Below are 17,188 nucleotides of genomic sequence, written 5' to 3' on the forward strand. Positions count from 1 at the left end.
AAGGAAGAATATAGAATGGCGAATCGTCGAGTAGTAATTACAGGCATTGGGGCAGTGACTCCTTTAGGAAACAATATCGAATCGACATGGGAAGCAGTGAAAAACGGACAATCGGGAATTGGTCCGATGACCCGTCTGGATACGGAAAAGTATCCGGCAAAAATCGCTGCGGAAGTGAAAGACTTTTCAATTGAAGAATACATTGAAAAGAAAGAAGCGCGAAAAATGGACCGCTTCACTCACTACGCGTTGGCCGCTTCCATCATGGCAATGAAAGACTCGGGCTTGGAATTGAATGAAGAAAACGCCCTCCGCACGGGTGTATGGATCGGATCAGGGATCGGCGGGATGGAAACGATTGAAAATCAGATGGACGTCATGAATGACCGCGGCGTGCGGCGCATTAGCCCATTCCTGATTCCGATGATTATTCCGGATATGGCTTCAGGGCAAGTGTCCATCTATTTCGGCGCCAAAGGAATCAACTCGTGCTCTGTAACCGCTTGTGCTTCAGGAACGAATTCTATCGGGGATGCGTTCAAAGTGATTCAGCGCGGCGACGCGGATGCGATGATTACAGGCGGAGCAGAAGCGCCGATCACGCGTTTATCAGTAGCCGGCTTTACCGCCAACACGGCATTGACGACAAACCCGGATCCGGCAACAGCTTCACGTCCGTTTGACAAGAACCGAGATGGCTTCGTAATCGGCGAAGGTGCCGGAATCGTCATTCTAGAGGAATACGAACAAGCGAAAGCCCGCGGAGCGAAAATCTATGCGGAACTTGTCGGCTATGGTTCCACAGGGGATGCACACCACATCACTGCACCGGCGCCAGGCGGGGAAGGGGCGGCACGTGCGATGGAACAAGCGTTGAATGACGCTGCCGTTGAAAAAACCGCGGTGGGTTATATCAATGCTCACGGTACAAGCACACCGTACAATGACCTTTTCGAAACCATGGCAGTTAAAACAGTCTTCGGAGAACACGCCTATAATTTGGGAATGAGTTCGACAAAATCGATGACTGGCCATCTATTGGGTGCAGCAGGCGGAATCGAAGCGATTTTTACAGCGCTCGCTTTGAAGGAAGGCATTATGCCGCCGACAACAAACTACGGAACACCGGATGAAGAATGCGATTTGGACTATGTCCCGAACGAAGCCCGCAAAGCGGATTTGCAGTATGCCATGAGCAACTCGCTCGGCTTCGGCGGACACAATGCATCGCTCGTCTTCAAAAAATATAACGCTTAAAAAATACTTCGATCACCTTGTCATAAGATAAGGTGATTTTTTTATTCCCGAAATCACTATTAATATAGAAGAAACTCAAAATTACTTAGCCCTTTTTTCTTTGAGAATTAGAAAAAGAAGCAGATATTCTTGCTTTAATGATTTACCGTAAAGGTGCGAAAAATGGCTGCACTATTTACGGATTTCAACAAATCGTAATCTTGTAAAAGCAGTGAGAGATGAAATATAGGAGCAACCATGTAATAAAGCTCTTTTTTAGCTTCCTTGAAATTAGGAAGAAAGTAGAATTAATAAAACGGTTATCAGCAATTATGTATCAACAAGGTCAAAATAAGAGTAGGATGAAAAAGTGCAATTACTTTAGACTGCATAGAAAAAGACTGCCCCAACGGCAGTCTTTTCTTTTATCTTTTTTTCGCACGTCCAAGGCCCATGGCATCTTCCATCTTCTGCAATGTCCGTCCGGCAAGCATATTCGCTTTTTCGGCTCCCCGGTCGAGAATGGCATCCAACTCTTCGGATTCAACCAACTCCCGGTACCGCTCCTGAATCGGGGCAAGGTGGGAAGTGACTGCTTGTGCCACTGAAGCTTTAAAGTCGCCGTAGCCGGCTCCTTCATATCCTGCAACCAGTTCTTCGATCGATTTGCCGGTCAAAGCCGCTTCGATCGTCAGCAAGTTTGAAATGCCCGGTTTGTTTTCCGGATCAAAGCGGACAATGCCTTCCGAATCGGTTACTGCGCTTTTGATTTTTTTCTCGATAGTCTTCAGGTCGTCAAGCAATGTCACGACCGCTTTTTTGTTCGGATCGGATTTGCTCATCTTTTTAGTAGGATCCTGCAGCGACATGATGCGTGCGCCGTTTTTTGGGATGCGGATATCAGGGATCTTAAACGTTTTCTTGAATCTTTTATTGAATCGTTCCGCCAGGTCCCGCGTCAGCTCGATATGCTGTTTCTGGTCGTCGCCGACCGGAACGATATCCGTCTGGTAAAGCAGGATATCAGCAGCCATCAGCGGCGGATATGTCAGCAAGCCGGATGACACGGATTCATTCTTGGCGGACTTGTCTTTGTATTGCGTCATGCGCTCGAGTTCACCGATTGTGGAAATGCATTGCATCATCCATCCTGCCTGTGCGTGGGCGGGAACTTCCGATTGGATGAACAGCGTCACTTTCTCCGGATCAATGCCCACCGCTAAGTAAAGGGCGGCAAGCGCCTTGATGTTCTTGCGCAGCTCCTTGCTGTCCTGCGGCATTGTAATTGCGTGCTGGTCAACAATGCAGAAGATGCAATCGTACTCATCCTGCATTTCCGTAAATTGTTTGAATGCACCGATATAATTTCCGAGTGTCACTGTACCGGTAGGCTGGACGCCTGAAAAAATTTTCTTCATGAACCATTCCTCCTCAAAATAAAAAAACACATCACACATCCCTGTATAGAAGGGACGAATCATGTGTTTTCCGCGGTACCACCCTAGTTGCCGTTGCCGGCCACTCTTCTTCATAACGTGAAGATCACGGAACCAGCTACTCTAAGTTCACCGGTTCAGCTCAAAAGCCCATTCGATGACGCCCAGCATCTGTTTCCACCACCCACAGACTCTCTATAGAAGGAACGGCACCTACTCTTCTTTCTCAGCGCTTATCAATATTGAGTCTATTATAATACATAGTGGAAAATTGTTGCAATGCCCTGGCTCAATAAAATGCAAGGCCAATTGCCATCGCTGCCAGCGTAACCCCGCCGATAATCAGGATAGGGAAGCTGGAGAAAGACAGGATCTCGGAAGGCAGGCGCATTTCGTCGTCCTCTAATGTAGACTTGCCTTTGAACACTTTTCTCATGCTCATCGTGAAAATATCAAAAACGCCTGTCCGTACGACAAAGATCCATAGTCCGATAAAGACGAGCGTCCCTCCGTAAATAAAGGAATTGTTGATATAGGACAAAAGAGAGAAAGGTTCGTTTCTCACTAGCATCGTCAGAAAGATAAGAATTTGTATAATTAATATTCCAATAAAGGTTTTTTTCATTTTTTTGCACCTCAGTTCTTGTTTATTGTAGAAGAAAACCTAAAAAAAATCAAAATTTAATAAAAAATAATTCAATAGAAAACGCTTACAAATCCAATATTCACGCTACTTCCGGTAATGTAATTGCAATCTCTCTGTCATGTAAATGTAAATTCCTGAAAAAAAACTCTGTACAAGAAAAAAAGAATATGTATAATTAACAGTGTACCAATTTTTCAGAAAATTTAAGGGGGTCACGCAAGTGAAGAACAGCAAGATTTTTTGGCTACTTAGCCTCGTTTTGGTTCTTAGCGCATTTTTAGCTGCATGTGGCGGCGGAAGCGAAGAAGGAACTAGTAACGAAACAGAGAAAGAACCAGAGAAAGAACCAGAAGCAGGCGCTGAAGGCGAAATGGATTCAGTGCAAGAACTTAACCTTGTGGAAGGCGCAGAAATTCCATCAATGGACTCAGCTATCGCTGAAGATTCTGTAGCATTCAACATCTTGAACAACGTAAACGAAGGTTTGTTCCGTTTGAACGAAGAAAACGTTGCTGAACCAGCTCTTGCTGAAGCAGAGCCAGAAATCAGCGAAGACGGCTTGACTTACACTTTCAAATTGCGCGATGCAAAATGGTCTGATGGATCACCTGTAACAGCACAAGATTTCGTATTCTCATGGCAGCGTGCAGTTGACCCTGCAACTGGATCTCCTTACGGTCCTTACATGATGGGCGGAACAGTTAAAAACGCTACTGCTATTTCTGAAGGCAAAATGGACAAAGCAGAACTTGGCGTAGAAGCTACTGACGAAAAAACGCTTGTTGTAACACTTGAGCGTCCAGTTCCTTACTTCATGTCATTGATGGCATTCGGAACTTTCTACCCGCAAAAAGAAGCTTTCGTAACTGAAAAAGGCGAAGCTTATGCTTCAAACTCTGATAACCTACTTTACAACGGACCTTTCATGTTGACGAACTGGGATGGCACTGGCCTGACTTGGTCAATGGAGAAAAACCCTGAGTACTGGGATGCAGAAACAGTTAAACTTGATAAAATCAATGTTGACGTAGTAAAAGAAACTGGTACAGCGATCAACCTTTACACTTCTGGCGAGAAAGACCGCGCAGGACTTTCTGGTGAATTCGCAATGCAATATGCTGATAACGAAGAAGTTGTTAAAGAACTTGAACCAACATTGTTCTACTTGAAATTCAACCAAGAACGCAATGGAGAAAAAACTCCACTTGCTAACCTTAACATCCGTAAAGCGATCTCTATGGCTTTCAACAAAGAAGATTTGACGAACGTGGTATTGGCTAACGGTTCACTTCCAGCTAACTACCTTGTACCAACTGAGTTTACATTCAACGAAGCTGGTGAAGATTTCCGCGAAGTGAATGGCGACTTGACTGGATTCAACGCTGAAGAAGCGAAGAAATTCTGGGAAGCTGGCTTGAAAGAGCTAGGCGTTACTGAAGTTGAACTTGAATTGCTTGGCGGGGACTCTGAACTTGCTAAGAAGATGGATGAGTACTTGAAATCACAACTTGAAGGAAACCTTGAAGGCTTGACTGTAAGCCTTAAAGCTGTACCATTCGGAGTACGTCTAGAACTTGACGAAGCTCAAGACTATGACATCCAAAACTCTGGCTGGGGCCCTGACTACCAGGATCCTATGACTTTCATCGACTTGTTCGTAACTGGTGCATCACACAACTTGATGTCTTATTCTAACCCTGAATTCGACAAATTGGTTGAGTCTGCTAAAGGTGAACTTGCTCAAGATCTAGAAGGCCGTTGGGATGCAATGGCTCAAGCAGAAAAAATCCTGATTGAAGAAGATGCTGCTATCGCGCCGATCTACCAACGCGGTTTGATGTCACTTCAAAAACCTTATGTCCACAACATCGTTTCTCACCCATTCGGTGGAGATTACAGCTACAAGTGGGCATACATCTCAGGCAAAGAATAAGTTTTATTAACTGGCCACTCTGAAAAACAAATAGAAAGAGAGTATATCGCAGTTTTAAGGTCGATATACTCTCTTTTCTAATGTATTAAAATTCACGGAAAATTGAACATTTTCTGCTAACTTTTGAAAAAAACAAAGCTTTGCATTTGTCCTAAAGTTTTGTAAAATAGATTTATTCTTTCTGGAGGTGCAACATGGCTAGATATATAGGCAAACGTTTAATCTACATGATACTCACTTTAGCATTGATCGCTACATTCACATTCTTCTTGATGAAAGTTTTACCGGGTTCTCCGATCGCATCCGCTAGTAAATTGTCTGTTGAACAACGAGAAGTTGTTGAAGAAAGATATGGCTTAAATGATCCTTTACCTGAACAATATTTCAATTATATGTTTGGCCTTTTAAAAGGGGATCTAGGAATTTCAATCAACCAGTTTAAAGGTGCAAGTGTTACAGACTTGATCCTTAGCCGGATGGGCCCATCCGCACAAATCGGATTCCAAGGCATGGTGATTGGTACGATCCTTGGAATATTGTTAGGCATGATTGCTGCCCTGCGGCAAAACACTTGGGTCGATTATTCAAGTACATTGGTCGCGATCATCGGGATCTCGATTCCGTCGTTCGTTTTCGCATCAATGCTTCAATACTTCTTTGCCATCAAATTTGAATGGTTCCCGGTTGCTCTTTGGAAAGAGGGCTTCATGTCGAGCGTCCTGCCATCAATTGCCTTGGCAATGTTCCCACTCGCCACTGCCGCCCGCTTTATCCGTACCGAAATGATCGAAGTTCTCGGTTCGGACTATATCACGCTTGCGAAAGCAAAAGGCGCCAGCGGTTCTGAAATCGCTTTCAAACACGCATTCCGAAATGCATTGATTCCTTTGGTTACGGTCCTTGGGCCGATGGCAGTCGGAATCTTGACAGGTTCATTGGTTGTTGAACAAATCTTCGCGATTCCTGGAATCGGCGAGCAGTTTGTTAAATCGATCATGGTGAATGACTTCTCAATCATTATGGGCACGACAATCTTCTTCTCGGTCTTCTTGATTGCCGTCATTTTGATTGTAGATATCTTATATGGAATCATCGATCCACGGATCCGTCTTTCAGGAGGTAAAAGCTAATGACTCAAAATCTAGAAAAATTGCCGAAAGGTTCGTTTGAGAGAATCACGATCGACGCCGCGGCGGCTGAGCGAATCTCTAAACCGAGTGTCTCTTTCTGGCAGGATGTATGGTACCGTTTCAGAAAAAACAAAGGGGCTATCGTCAGCTTGGTCTTGTTCGCCCTGATCGTCATCATGTCGTTTGTAGGACCGATCATCAGCCCTTACGAGCCGAATGCCCAGACAATCACCCACGCAAACTTGCCCCCGAAGATTCCAGTAATCGAGAACTTGGGAATCTTTGATGGCGTCGGCAACCTCGGCGGAACGGAAGTCGATTTGTATGAAATGAAAAACGTTGAAGTGAACTACTGGTTCGGCACAGACGGCCTTGGCCGCGATATGTTCTCCCGCCTATGGGCAGGAACTCAAGTATCATTGTTCATCGCATTCGTCGCTGCAGCTATCGATATGTTCATCGGTGTTATCTACGGCGGCATCTCCGGTTATTTCGGCGGCCGCATCGATGACGTTATGCAGCGTATTGTTGAAATTTTGACAGGTATCCCGAACTTGGTAGTCGTTATCTTGTTCATCCTAATCATGGACCCGGGGATTTTGGCCATCATCATCGCCTTGACCATCACCGGCTGGACCGGGATGTCGCGGGTTGTGCGCGGCCAGGTCCTGAAATACAAAAACCAGGAATTCGTTCTGGCATCCAGAACCCTTGGAGCGAGCGATTCCCGCATCATCTGGAAACACTTGATGCCAAACGTACTTGGGATTGTCATCATCAACACGATGTTCACGATTCCAACAGCGATTTTCTTTGAAGCGTTCTTAAGCTTTATCGGATTAGGCCTTCAAGCGCCTGACGCATCACTGGGTACGCTGATCAATGACGGCTACAAACTGATCCAGTACCAGCCGCATATTTTAGCGATTCCTGCGACATTGTTAAGTTTGATCATGATCTGCTTCAACTTGATCGGTGACGGGCTTCGCGATGCACTTGATCCTAAGATGAAAGATTAAGGAGGAAAGTTAAAAATGGAAAAGATCTTACAAGTCAAAGACCTCGAACTTTCCTTTAATACATTTGGCGGGGAAGTAAAAGCAATACGGGGAGTCAACTTCGATTTATATAAAGGGGAAACATTGGCGATCGTAGGGGAGTCGGGTTCAGGAAAGTCTGTAACGACAAAATCCATCATGCGGTTGCTGCCGGAGCATTCGGCAGAATTCAAGAACGGCGAAATCCTGTTTGAAGGCCGTGACCTGACAAAGCTGTCGGACAAAGAAATGCAAAAGATCCGCGGGAAAGACATTTCGATGATTTTCCAGGATCCGATGACTTCACTTAATCCGACAATGCCAATCGGGCGCCAAATTACAGAACCGCTTTTGAAGCACCAAAAAATCAGTAAGTCAGAAGCGAAAAAAGTGGCGATCGATTTGCTGCGCCTAGTAGGCATGCCGAAGCCTGAGCTTCGCATGAAGCAATACCCGCACCAATTCTCAGGCGGGCAGCGCCAGCGGATCGTTATCGCGATTTCATTGGCCTGCAATCCGCAGATCCTGATTGCGGATGAGCCGACAACGGCTTTGGATGTAACAATCCAAGCGCAAATCCTGGAATTGATGAAAGACCTGCAAAAGAAAATCGATACTTCGATCATTTTCATCACGCATGACCTGGGCGTCGTTGCTAACGTTGCTGACCGCGTTGCCGTCATGTACGGCGGCAAAATCGTCGAGATCGGAACTGTGGATGAGATTTTCTACAACCCGCAACACCCGTATACGTGGGGCTTGCTGAGCTCCATGCCTTCATTGGATACGGAAGATGCCAAACTATATGCAATTCCTGGAACGCCGCCGGATCTTATCGCACCGCCTAAAGGTGACGCATTTGCGCTGCGGAGTGAATACGCGCTGCAGATTGATATGGAACAGAACCCTCCATTCTTCAAAGTGAGCGAAACTCACTCCGCAGCAACATGGCTATTGCATCCGGATGCTCCTCAAGTCGAGCCGCCGGCAACAGTTATCGAGCGGATGAAAAAGTTCCCGGGCAGCAGATATTATGAGGGGAGCTTGGTCTAATGGCAGAAAAATTATTGGAAATCAAAAACCTGAAACAGCATTTCAATGTAGGAAAAGCGAACGAAGTGAAAGCGGTAGACGATATCAGCTTTGATATCTACCGCGGGGAAACACTCGGTTTGGTTGGAGAGTCTGGCTGCGGCAAATCCACTACTGGACGATCGATCATCCGCCTGTATGACGCCACTTCGGGAGACGTTTTCTACGAAGGCGAAAACGTGCACGGCAAAAAATCGAAAAGCGATTTGAAGAAATTCAACCGCAAAATGCAAATGATTTTCCAGGATCCGTATGCTTCCTTGAATCCGCGTATGAAAGTCATGGACATCATCGCAGAAGGCATCGATATCCATGGCTTGGCTAAGAACCAGGACGAACGCAAAAAGATGGTCTTTGACCTGCTGGAGACAGTCGGCTTGAACAAAGAGCACGCGAACCGGTATCCGCATGAATTCTCAGGCGGACAGCGCCAGCGTCTTGGCATCGCACGTGCACTGGCAGTAGACCCGGATTTCATCATTGCCGATGAGCCGATTTCTGCACTGGACGTATCGATCCAGGCACAGGTAGTAAACTTGTTGAAAGAGCTACAAGAAGAAAAAGGGCTGACGTATTTGTTCATTGCCCATGACCTTTCAATGGTCAAGTATATCTCTGACCGCATCGGGGTTATGTACTTCGGGAAAATGGTTGAATTGGCGCCAGCTGAAGACTTGTACAAAAATCCGATGCACCCGTATACACAGTCGCTTCTGTCAGCTATTCCGCTGCCGGATCCGAACTACGAGCGCAACCGGGTACGGAAGTCTTATGACCCGGCGAGCCATAACTACACAGAGCAAGACAACGTTTATATGAGAGAAATTACGCCTGGCCATTTTGTACAATGTTCAGATCGTGAATTTGAATCGTTAAAAGCAGCAGCAGCTGTACAATAAACGAAAAACAGTAATGCCATCATATGGTATTGCTGTTTTTTTATTTCTTTTTTTCGAAAAAGTGATAAAATTGAAGAAGATTAGTCGAGAGGATGTAAATGCTATGAAAAGAAAAAATTGGATTATTGCAAGCGCTTTGCTGATCAGTTCTTTAGGTGCGGTCCCAGCTGCCGCTGAAGGAAATGAGGAAGCCGCTCCCGAGTTTACGGTGCGGAGCTATCAACCAAATGGCATCAATATGGAAGCGATTGCTTCTTCGAAATTGTATACATACGATTCGGGCCTGACTTTCGAATACCCCGATGCTGTACGCGGCATTTTTGTCACCGGGAACTCAGCTGGCGGGGACCGCTTTGAAAAGCTCGTAAAGCTGGTTGACACAACCGATTTGAATGCAATGGTCATTGATGTCAAAGAAGATCTTGGCCATTTGACGTACATGCCGGAGGAAGGTTCCGAGCTTGCAAAGCTTGAAATCGGCAAGCCGTTCATCAAAGATCCGCGCGTAGTGCTTGAGCGCATGGAAGAGAAGCAGATCTATCCGATTGCACGTGTAGTAGTATTCAAAGACTCCATACTTGCCGAGAAGAAGCCGGAACTGTCATTTGTCGACAACGGGAAGGTCTGGAAGAACGGACGCGGAGAATCATTCGTCAATCCGTTCCTGAAGGAAGTATGGGATTATAATGTCCAGATTGCCATCGAAGCTGCGAAACTCGGATTCAAGGAAATCCAGTTCGATTATGTCCGCTTTCCTGAAGGATTTGAAAACCGGGCGGACACACTCAAATATTCCATGGGCGAATACACGGAATCAGAGTTGGATCCTGTACAGCGCCGTGTATCAGCTGTGACAGATTTTGTCGCCTACGCAAGAGAGCAGCTGAAGCCTTATGACGTCCAGGTGTCTGTGGATATCTTCGGCTACTCGGCTACATTGCCAGAAGCGCCAGGCATCGGCCAGAACTTCTCTAAGATCTCTGAGAACGTCGATGTGATTTCTTCAATGATTTATCCAAGCCATTGGACTTCGTATTTCGGTATTGCGAAGCCCGATCTGGAGCCGTATAAATTGGTGACGGAATATGCGAAAATGGAAAACAAGAAATTGGATGAATTGAAAAGCCCGCCGGTTTCGCGGCCATGGCTCCAGGATTTCACTGCTTCTTATCTAGGGGCGGGGAATTATAAGAAATACGGAAAAGCGGAAGTTGAAGCGCAGATCAAAGCATTAAATGAGAATGGCATCAATGAGTACTTGCTATGGAATGCCGGAAATACTTATTCAAGCGGAGTGGATTATACGCCGTGATTTAACAGCATATCATTTGGGGTCGATTGAGAAAAAGCAGCACTTTTTCTCAATCGGCTTTTTGATTTCCTTCTATTTATATAAGCTTCCGGCCTAATGTTGTAGAGGCATGCTTGTTTGCTGAGAATGGCGCCAGAAAGCACTTCTTTGCCAGAGGGAACATATCTTATGCCGAAACGTCCTAAAAGAAGGTGGAATACCCCTGTTTGATTTTCAAAAAGAAAAAGTAATTGAGAATGTTTTTTTTGGAAAGCAGGTTTAGCGACAGTCCGCACGGGTATTTTATTAATATATAAATTTTGCTGTAGAAACTGAATTTTATTGCGGATTTGTGACAAGACAACAATAAATGTATCTTTTTCTTATAAGAGTATATGCAATTGAACGCAAGTATTGTATAATGAATGTACAGCTTCTAAATTATAGTGATTCTAATTTAAGAATTAATGATGATTAACTTGAATCCGAAAGGAAGTGCTTCACAATGATGGTTACACTATTTACTTCTCCAAGCTGCACATCTTGCCGTAAAGCAAAAGCATGGTTGGAAGAGCATGAGATTCCATATACAGAGCGCAATATTTTTTCAGAGCCGCTTACAATCAGTGAGATCAAAGAAATCCTGAGCATGACTGAAGACGGGACAGATGAAATCATTTCTACCCGTTCTAAAATATTCCAAAAACTGAATGTGGATGTCGAAAGCTTACCGCTTCAGCGCTTATATGAATTGATCCAAGAATATCCTGGTCTGCTTCGCCGTCCGATCATCATGGATGAGAAACGCTTACAGGTTGGATACAACGAAGACGAAATCCGTCGATTCCTTCCTCGTAAAGTGAGAGCATATCAATTGCTCGAAGCTCAGCGTATGGTGAATTGAACTTGAACAACTAGCTGTCCGGCCCTTATGACGATTCATAATGGATTCTGGGCAGCTTTTCTTTACCCACAATCATTGCAAAATCCATTGGGATTCATTACAATCTAAGGACCTTATTCTTTAGGATAAGGTGGCAGGCATAAATTTTTTCTTATAGCCGCAAACAGGATATAATGGAAGCAGCACTACAGCTATAAGGCACGGCCTACGGGGAAGATCCTCTTAGCCCATTTCGAAAGGAGAGGTGTAAAATGGAGATTGAAAGAATCAATGACAACACAGTTAAATTTTACATTTCCTATCTTGATGTTGAAGAACGTGGTTTCAGCCGTGATGAAATATGGTTTAACAGAGATAAAAGCGAAGAGCTTTTTTGGGAAATGATGGATGAAGTTAATGAAGAAGCAGACTTTGTTATGGAAGGCCCGCTTTGGATTCAAGTCCAAGCGATGGACAAAGGGCTTGAAGTGACGGTTACGCGAGCGCAAATGACAAAAGACGGCCAAAAGCTAGACTTGCCTGATGACATAGAAGAACGCCGCAAAATGTTCGGAAGCGATGATACGATTGCGCCAGACTTTGACGAGTTTGAGCCGGTCTTCGACGAACATGCCATCAAAAAGCTGGAGTACACATTTATCTTCTCTGAAATTGAAGAGCTGGTACCGTTGGCACGTCGCTTGGAATATGTTCCGATCGAATCGGCCATCTATCATTTCGAAAATAAATACTATTTGCATATCTCATTTGATGAATTATTGCACACTGAAGATGACGTGAAGAATTACAACAGCATCTTTGCGGAATACTTGCAGGGATCGCCGATTACGATTCACCGCCTTGAAGAATACGGTACGCCGATCTTTGAAGAAGACGCGTTATCCAATGTGCTGCATTATTTCGGCTAAGGCCTCCTATCAGGAGGTCTTTTTTTTATTGCCAAAACCGCTCTGCTTTTCTACAATCAAGAAAAGGAGAGTGGTCATTATCTTAATCGCCAGAACACAGACAGGAGAACTCGTAAATCTTGCGTCCGCCTCTGCCAAGAGACGGATTGCCATCCTCAAACAACAGCACCGGTTTTTCTGTCCCGGCTGCGGCAGTGCACTGATCTTGAAAGACGGTGACGTGAAAATCCCCCATTTTGCGCACCTTTCACTCGCGGGATGCGATACATCCAGTGAGCCTGAAACCCCTTTGCATTTAAGCGGAAAAACGCTTCTTCATCAATTCTTCTCAGCTAAAAACCATCACGCAGAACTTGAAAAATTTTTCCCTTCCATCAAACAGCGGGCGGATGTGCTCGTTGAAAAAAAGTTTGCGCTGGAATATCAGTGCAGTTCCATTTCCCCGGGGCTGATCCGTACCCGTTCGGAAGGCTACTCTTCTATTGGCCTAACGGCGTTATGGATCCGGGGAATCAGCGAGGCGCCGAAGGAAGGCATCGCTGACATGAGGTTTCGTGCGTTTGAACTGGCCATGCTGCAGCAAACTGGAGGCCATCAGTACTTGATCGATTACCATCCCGAAAGCAATCTTTTCTTCTACCGTTCGGCTTTATTTTTTGCCCGCGGAGCGATTTGGATCGCTAAAACAAAAGCCTTGCCGGCGGATAAACAGGGATTCCCGTTCGGGGTGCCGAAAAAATTGTCTGCAGCCGAATTTGCTGAAGTGGCTGCCATCGCAAGCAATGAAAGGGCGCGTTTCATTCATCGCCAGCATTTTGCCAAAAACCGGTACCGAAATCCATACTGGCTGCTTTGCTATGAACTGGGCTTGGACCGGAGCCGCCTGCCTTTGTATATCGGGGTGCCGATCAGGGGAGCCGAAGCCTTCGGTGTGGATGCCGTCGTGTGGCAGCTGCAGGCCTTGGCCGATCAAGCTAAAGGACAGATGCTGCCGCCTGCAGACGCTTCTCCTGCGGAAAATGCCAGGAAGCGGCTCGTCAGCGATTACCTGGAGTTCGTGGCGAAGGTGAAGGGCCGGCGCCATACACAGGATGAAGCGCTGGAACTTTTATACGCTATCTATTGCAAAACCGTATGAAAATTGAGAAAATGGAACGTAGTTCGTCTCCCGAAACAGTGGAGCAAAGGAGGAAATAATATGGTTGAAAAATTATTGGTGCGCAACGAAGTTCCAACCGAATTGACTTGGAAGTTGGAAGATATTTTTGAAACAGACAATGCTTGGGAAGAAGAGTTCAAAGGAGTAGCCGCATTGTCCGAAAAAGCGGAGTCCTTTAAAGGGACATTGGATCAAGGCGCAGAAGCCCTTTACAATGTGTTCGTGTACAAAGATGAATTATTGCAGCGCCTGCAGAAGCTTTATACTTACTCGCATATGCGCTATGACCAAGACACGACCAACTCCACATACCAGGCAATGGACAGCCGCATCAAGTCGCTTTATGCGAAAGTTTCGACAGGCTTGTCCTACTTGACGCCGGAAATCCTGAGCCTGGATGAAGCGAAGCTAAATGGCTATATCGAAGAGCACGAAGGCCTTGGTTTGTACAAGCATGCGCTTGAGGAATTGAACAACCACCGCCCGCACGTCCTGCCGGCTGAACAGGAAGCGCTTCTGGCCCAGATGTCCGAAGTGGTCAACTCAGCTTCTGAAACATTCGGGATGCTGAACAATGCCGACCTCGAGTTCCCCGAAATCGAAAATGAAAAAGGCGAGAAGGTCCAAATCACGCACGGCAATTACAGCCGCTTCCTGGAAAACGATGACCGCCGTGTACGTGAAGATGCCTTTAAGGCGGTTTATGCGACGTACGGCAAGTTCCGGAATACATTCGCATCGACTCTTGCGGGGAACATCAAACGCGATAATGTCAACGCGCGCATCCGCAAATTTTCATCGGCACGCGAAGCCGCCTTGGCCGATGACCATATTCCGGAAAGCGTCTACGACAGCCTTGTGGAAACCGTCAACGCCAATCTTCATTTATTGCACCGTTACGCAGCCTTGCGGAAAGAAGTGCTCGGATTGGATAAGGTCCATATGTGGGATATGTATACGCCGCTTGTAAAAGAAGTGGAAATGGAGATCCCTTATGAAAAAGCGACAGAAACGATGCTTCAAGGGCTCGCAGCACTTGGAGAGGAATATACCGGCATCGTCGAACAAGGCATCAACAGCCGCTGGGTGGACGTCAAAGAGAACAAAGGAAAGCGCAGCGGAGCTTATTCGTCCGGTGCTTACGGCACAAATCCGTATATCCTGATGAACTGGCAGGACAATGTCGATAATTTATTCACATTGGCACATGAGTTCGGACATAGTGTACACAGCTATTACACGCGTGCCAACCAGCCGTATGTATACGGAGATTATTCAATTTTTGTGGCGGAAGTGGCATCTACGACCAATGAAGCCCTGCTGAACGAATACATGGTGAAGACTACGGAAGACGACCAGGAGCGCATTTACTTGCTGAATCACTGGCTTGACGGGTTCCGTGGGACGGTTTTCCGCCAGACGATGTTTGCGGAATTCGAGCATACCATCCACCAAATGGACCAAAACGGCGAAGCGTTGACCGCTGACCGCCTGACAGAAGTGTACTATGAACTGAACAAGAAATACTTCGGGGACGAAGTGGCAGTGGATGAGGAGATCGGCCTTGAATGGGCGCGCATTCCGCATTTCTACTATAATTATTACGTCTTCCAGTATGCGACAGGATTCAGTGCAGCAACTGCGTTGAGCAAAGGGATCCTTGAAGAAGGGCAGCCGGCTGTCGACCGCTATATCAACGAATTCCTGAAAGCGGGAAGTTCGGATTATCCGATTGAAGTGCTGAAAAAAGCCGGTGTCGATATGACTTCCCCGCAGCCGGTGGAAGAAGCCTGCAAGGTCTTTGAAGAAAAATTGAACGAACTTGAAAAACTGCTTTTGAAAAAATAAAATGCAAAAAGAGAGCTGCATGGATTCCAGTAGCTCTCTTTTTAGTTATTTTAATATAATTAAAAGTAGGCCTACATAAAAGAAAGCGCTTTTCTTTATGACAAAATTGTGAAATCCTTTGTGAATTATTGCATTAACAATTATCGCGTGATATTATAAGGTTGTGAAATAAATCACATACAAACATACACCCCTTTGTTTGAGCGTGAACATTTCTCCCATCCCCTTTGTGTAATATGGAAAGGCGCCTTCCGGACGTGGAAGGCGCCTTTCACGTTTTATGAAGAAAAATGAAGGCAGCCGTGCAGCCACGGCCGGCGTAAGCCGATTTGGTGAAGCGGCGTATCTGCCAGAAAAATTTACATATAAAAAGGAGCCTTCCGGAGCCGGAAGGCTATTTTAACGTCCATAACGTATATTCAGGCATCGTGATACGCTCCAATTTCTGTTGGAGCACCTGTTTTTTCAATTCACGTTCTGCAGTCTGTTCGGAAATATTATATATCGAAGCAACTTCTTTCGTTGCCAATGTGGAATATTTTAAGAATAATTCATCTAGCGCCGGGGGGGACTGGCGGTTCAAGTTTTCTTCGCCGAGCATCTCCTGCAAAATGGCCTGGTAGACTTCGTACGAATAAAGGCCGGATACTTTGACGCCTTCGTCCTCGATGCATTCGTTAAAAAAGACGATGCTGGGAACTTCGTCGATTTCCATTTCACGCGTGATATGCAAGTCACATTGGAAAGCTCTTGCCGTATGTACGGAATGGAAATCCTTCTTGAATTCTTCGGGGTCCAAATCGGCTTCCTCAGCTACCTGCAGGAGGAATGAATAGGAAGAGACATCTTTGGCCTGGATCATCAGGTATTCCTGCAGTTTGTGCAGATAGCGGTTGCCTGCGCGTTTGCCCTGAAGTTCCGCCGCTTTAACTGCGACCGAAGCCAGTACAGGATGCGACAGGTTGTCGGTGTCGATGTTGGGCGTCTGGTTCAATCCGTTCAAACTGAAGAGTTTGGTGCTAAGAACGAAACGAATAGAAAAATAATGGCCGTATTCAATTTGGAGTTTGCGTATAATAGCTTGAAGCTCCCAGCATTGCGGGTTTAACGGATCCAAAAAAACATATAATTCCATGGGCTTTAGAGTCCTTGCCGGATTGTCGATCTGTTGGAGCAGGTCTAAATCGTTCACTCTAATTCCTCCTCGCTATCTTGCTCATTCACCATATGATGAGCCGTCATAACAAGCCGTTGAAAAAAGACTTCCCGGAATTTCCCTTCCAGACCGATTTCATCCATTGCCTCGTGCATGCATTCGAGCCATGCCTGGGCGCGTTCAGGGGTGATCGGGAAAGGGTGATGGCGTGCTTTCAGACGCGGATGGCCGTGTTCTTCCGAATAGAGGTTAGGACCGCCTAAGTATTGGGTCATGAATTGCTTTTGTTTTCTCGCAGTTTCAGAAAGATCAGAAGGGAAAATAGGCTTCAGCTTTGGATGCTCGGCTACTCGTGCATAAAATGCATCAATCAGCAGCGACAAGCGTTCCGCACCAATTTCATCGTACGGAATTATCGGTTTTCCAGTCATCATCGTATCTCCTTTGCTTTAGCTGTAAATTCATTCTAACAACGCGCCGGCAATTTCTCAAACAAATCGATTGAGCGGAGGA

At 45.8% G+C, this 17,188-nt stretch carries 15 protein-coding genes and 1 other annotated feature; of the genes, 11 read left to right on the plus strand and 4 right to left on the minus strand.

What is annotated here, in order from left to right; all coding sequences use genetic code 11:
- Window positions 1-15: 15 nt before the first annotated feature.
- Window positions 16-1,257 (plus strand): beta-ketoacyl-ACP synthase II, encoded by a 1,242-nt coding sequence (gene fabF / locus ACTL32_RS02435; protein WP_441339991.1) that lies wholly within the window; start codon window positions 16-18, stop codon window positions 1,255-1,257.
- 404 nt (window positions 1,258-1,661) lie between these two features.
- Here fabF and trpS read toward each other — a convergent pair whose 3' ends face one another.
- Together trpS and ACTL32_RS02445 are read right to left on the minus strand one after the other, a co-directional pair.
- Window positions 1,662-2,654, minus strand: coding sequence for a tryptophan--tRNA ligase (trpS, locus tag ACTL32_RS02440; protein WP_441339992.1), 993 nt, complete (start codon window positions 2,652-2,654; stop codon window positions 1,662-1,664).
- Between the two features lie 47 nt (window positions 2,655-2,701).
- Window positions 2,702-2,911 (minus strand) — a binding site (T-box leader).
- Window positions 2,912-2,961: 50 nt separating this feature from the next.
- Window positions 2,962-3,243, minus strand: coding sequence for a DUF3899 domain-containing protein (locus tag ACTL32_RS02445; protein ID WP_441340129.1), 282 nt, complete (start codon window positions 3,241-3,243; stop codon window positions 2,962-2,964).
- 295 nt (window positions 3,244-3,538) lie between these two features.
- On the opposite strand from ACTL32_RS02445, the gene ACTL32_RS02450 reads away from it, so the two are divergent.
- The 10 genes from ACTL32_RS02450 to pepF all read left to right on the plus strand — a co-directional run bounded on the left by ACTL32_RS02450 (window position 3,539) and on the right by pepF (window position 15,519).
- Complete coding sequence (locus ACTL32_RS02450; protein WP_441339993.1) at window positions 3,539-5,251, plus strand: peptide ABC transporter substrate-binding protein; 1,713 nt, start codon at window positions 3,539-3,541, stop codon at window positions 5,249-5,251.
- 194 nt (window positions 5,252-5,445) lie between these two features.
- Window positions 5,446-6,381, plus strand: coding sequence for an oligopeptide ABC transporter permease (gene opp3b, locus ACTL32_RS02455; protein ID WP_204890709.1), 936 nt, complete (start codon window positions 5,446-5,448; stop codon window positions 6,379-6,381).
- Window positions 6,381-7,400 carry an oligopeptide ABC transporter permease gene (opp3C, locus tag ACTL32_RS02460; protein ID WP_441339994.1) on the plus strand — a complete coding sequence of 340 codons (1,020 nt, stop codon included), beginning with the start codon at window positions 6,381-6,383 and terminating at the stop codon, window positions 7,398-7,400. Before opp3b ends, opp3C begins: the two co-directional genes overlap by 1 nt.
- A gap of 15 nt (window positions 7,401-7,415) precedes the next feature.
- Window positions 7,416-8,471 carry an ABC transporter ATP-binding protein gene (locus ACTL32_RS02465; protein ID WP_441339995.1) on the plus strand — a complete coding sequence of 352 codons (1,056 nt, stop codon included), beginning with the start codon at window positions 7,416-7,418 and terminating at the stop codon, window positions 8,469-8,471.
- Window positions 8,471-9,409 (plus strand): ABC transporter ATP-binding protein, encoded by a 939-nt coding sequence (locus ACTL32_RS02470; RefSeq protein ID WP_441339996.1) that lies wholly within the window; start codon window positions 8,471-8,473, stop codon window positions 9,407-9,409. Before ACTL32_RS02465 ends, ACTL32_RS02470 begins: the two co-directional genes overlap by 1 nt.
- Before the next feature lie 103 nt (window positions 9,410-9,512).
- Window positions 9,513-10,721, plus strand: coding sequence for a putative glycoside hydrolase (locus ACTL32_RS02475; RefSeq protein WP_441339997.1), 1,209 nt, complete (start codon window positions 9,513-9,515; stop codon window positions 10,719-10,721).
- A gap of 487 nt (window positions 10,722-11,208) precedes the next feature.
- Window positions 11,209-11,604 (plus strand): transcriptional regulator SpxA, encoded by a 396-nt coding sequence (gene spxA, locus ACTL32_RS02480; protein WP_204891158.1) that lies wholly within the window; start codon window positions 11,209-11,211, stop codon window positions 11,602-11,604.
- Between the two features lie 251 nt (window positions 11,605-11,855).
- Window positions 11,856-12,512: an adaptor protein MecA gene (mecA, locus tag ACTL32_RS02485; RefSeq protein ID WP_441339998.1), complete on the plus strand. Its 657-nt coding sequence runs from the start codon at window positions 11,856-11,858 to the stop codon at window positions 12,510-12,512.
- 70 nt (window positions 12,513-12,582) lie between these two features.
- Window positions 12,583-13,650 carry a competence protein CoiA gene (locus tag ACTL32_RS02490; protein WP_441339999.1) on the plus strand — a complete coding sequence of 356 codons (1,068 nt, stop codon included), beginning with the start codon at window positions 12,583-12,585 and terminating at the stop codon, window positions 13,648-13,650.
- Between the two features lie 60 nt (window positions 13,651-13,710).
- Window positions 13,711-15,519: an oligoendopeptidase F gene (gene pepF, locus ACTL32_RS02495; protein ID WP_441340000.1), complete on the plus strand. Its 1,809-nt coding sequence runs from the start codon at window positions 13,711-13,713 to the stop codon at window positions 15,517-15,519.
- Window positions 15,520-15,913: 394 nt separating this feature from the next.
- On the opposite strand, the gene ACTL32_RS02500 is transcribed toward pepF, so the two are convergent.
- A complete protein-coding gene (locus tag ACTL32_RS02500) occupies window positions 15,914-16,711 on the minus strand; it encodes a ClpXP adapter SpxH family protein (protein WP_204892697.1) in 798 nt (265 codons plus the stop codon).
- Window positions 16,708-17,106 (minus strand): globin domain-containing protein, encoded by a 399-nt coding sequence (locus ACTL32_RS02505; RefSeq protein ID WP_441340001.1) that lies wholly within the window; start codon window positions 17,104-17,106, stop codon window positions 16,708-16,710. Before ACTL32_RS02505 ends, ACTL32_RS02500 begins: the two co-directional genes overlap by 4 nt.
- Window positions 17,107-17,188: the final 82 nt, after the last annotated feature.

The organism is Planococcus sp. FY231025 (genome assembly GCF_052078085.1).
Taxonomy (GTDB): Bacteria; Bacillota; Bacilli; order Bacillales_A; family Planococcaceae; genus Planococcus.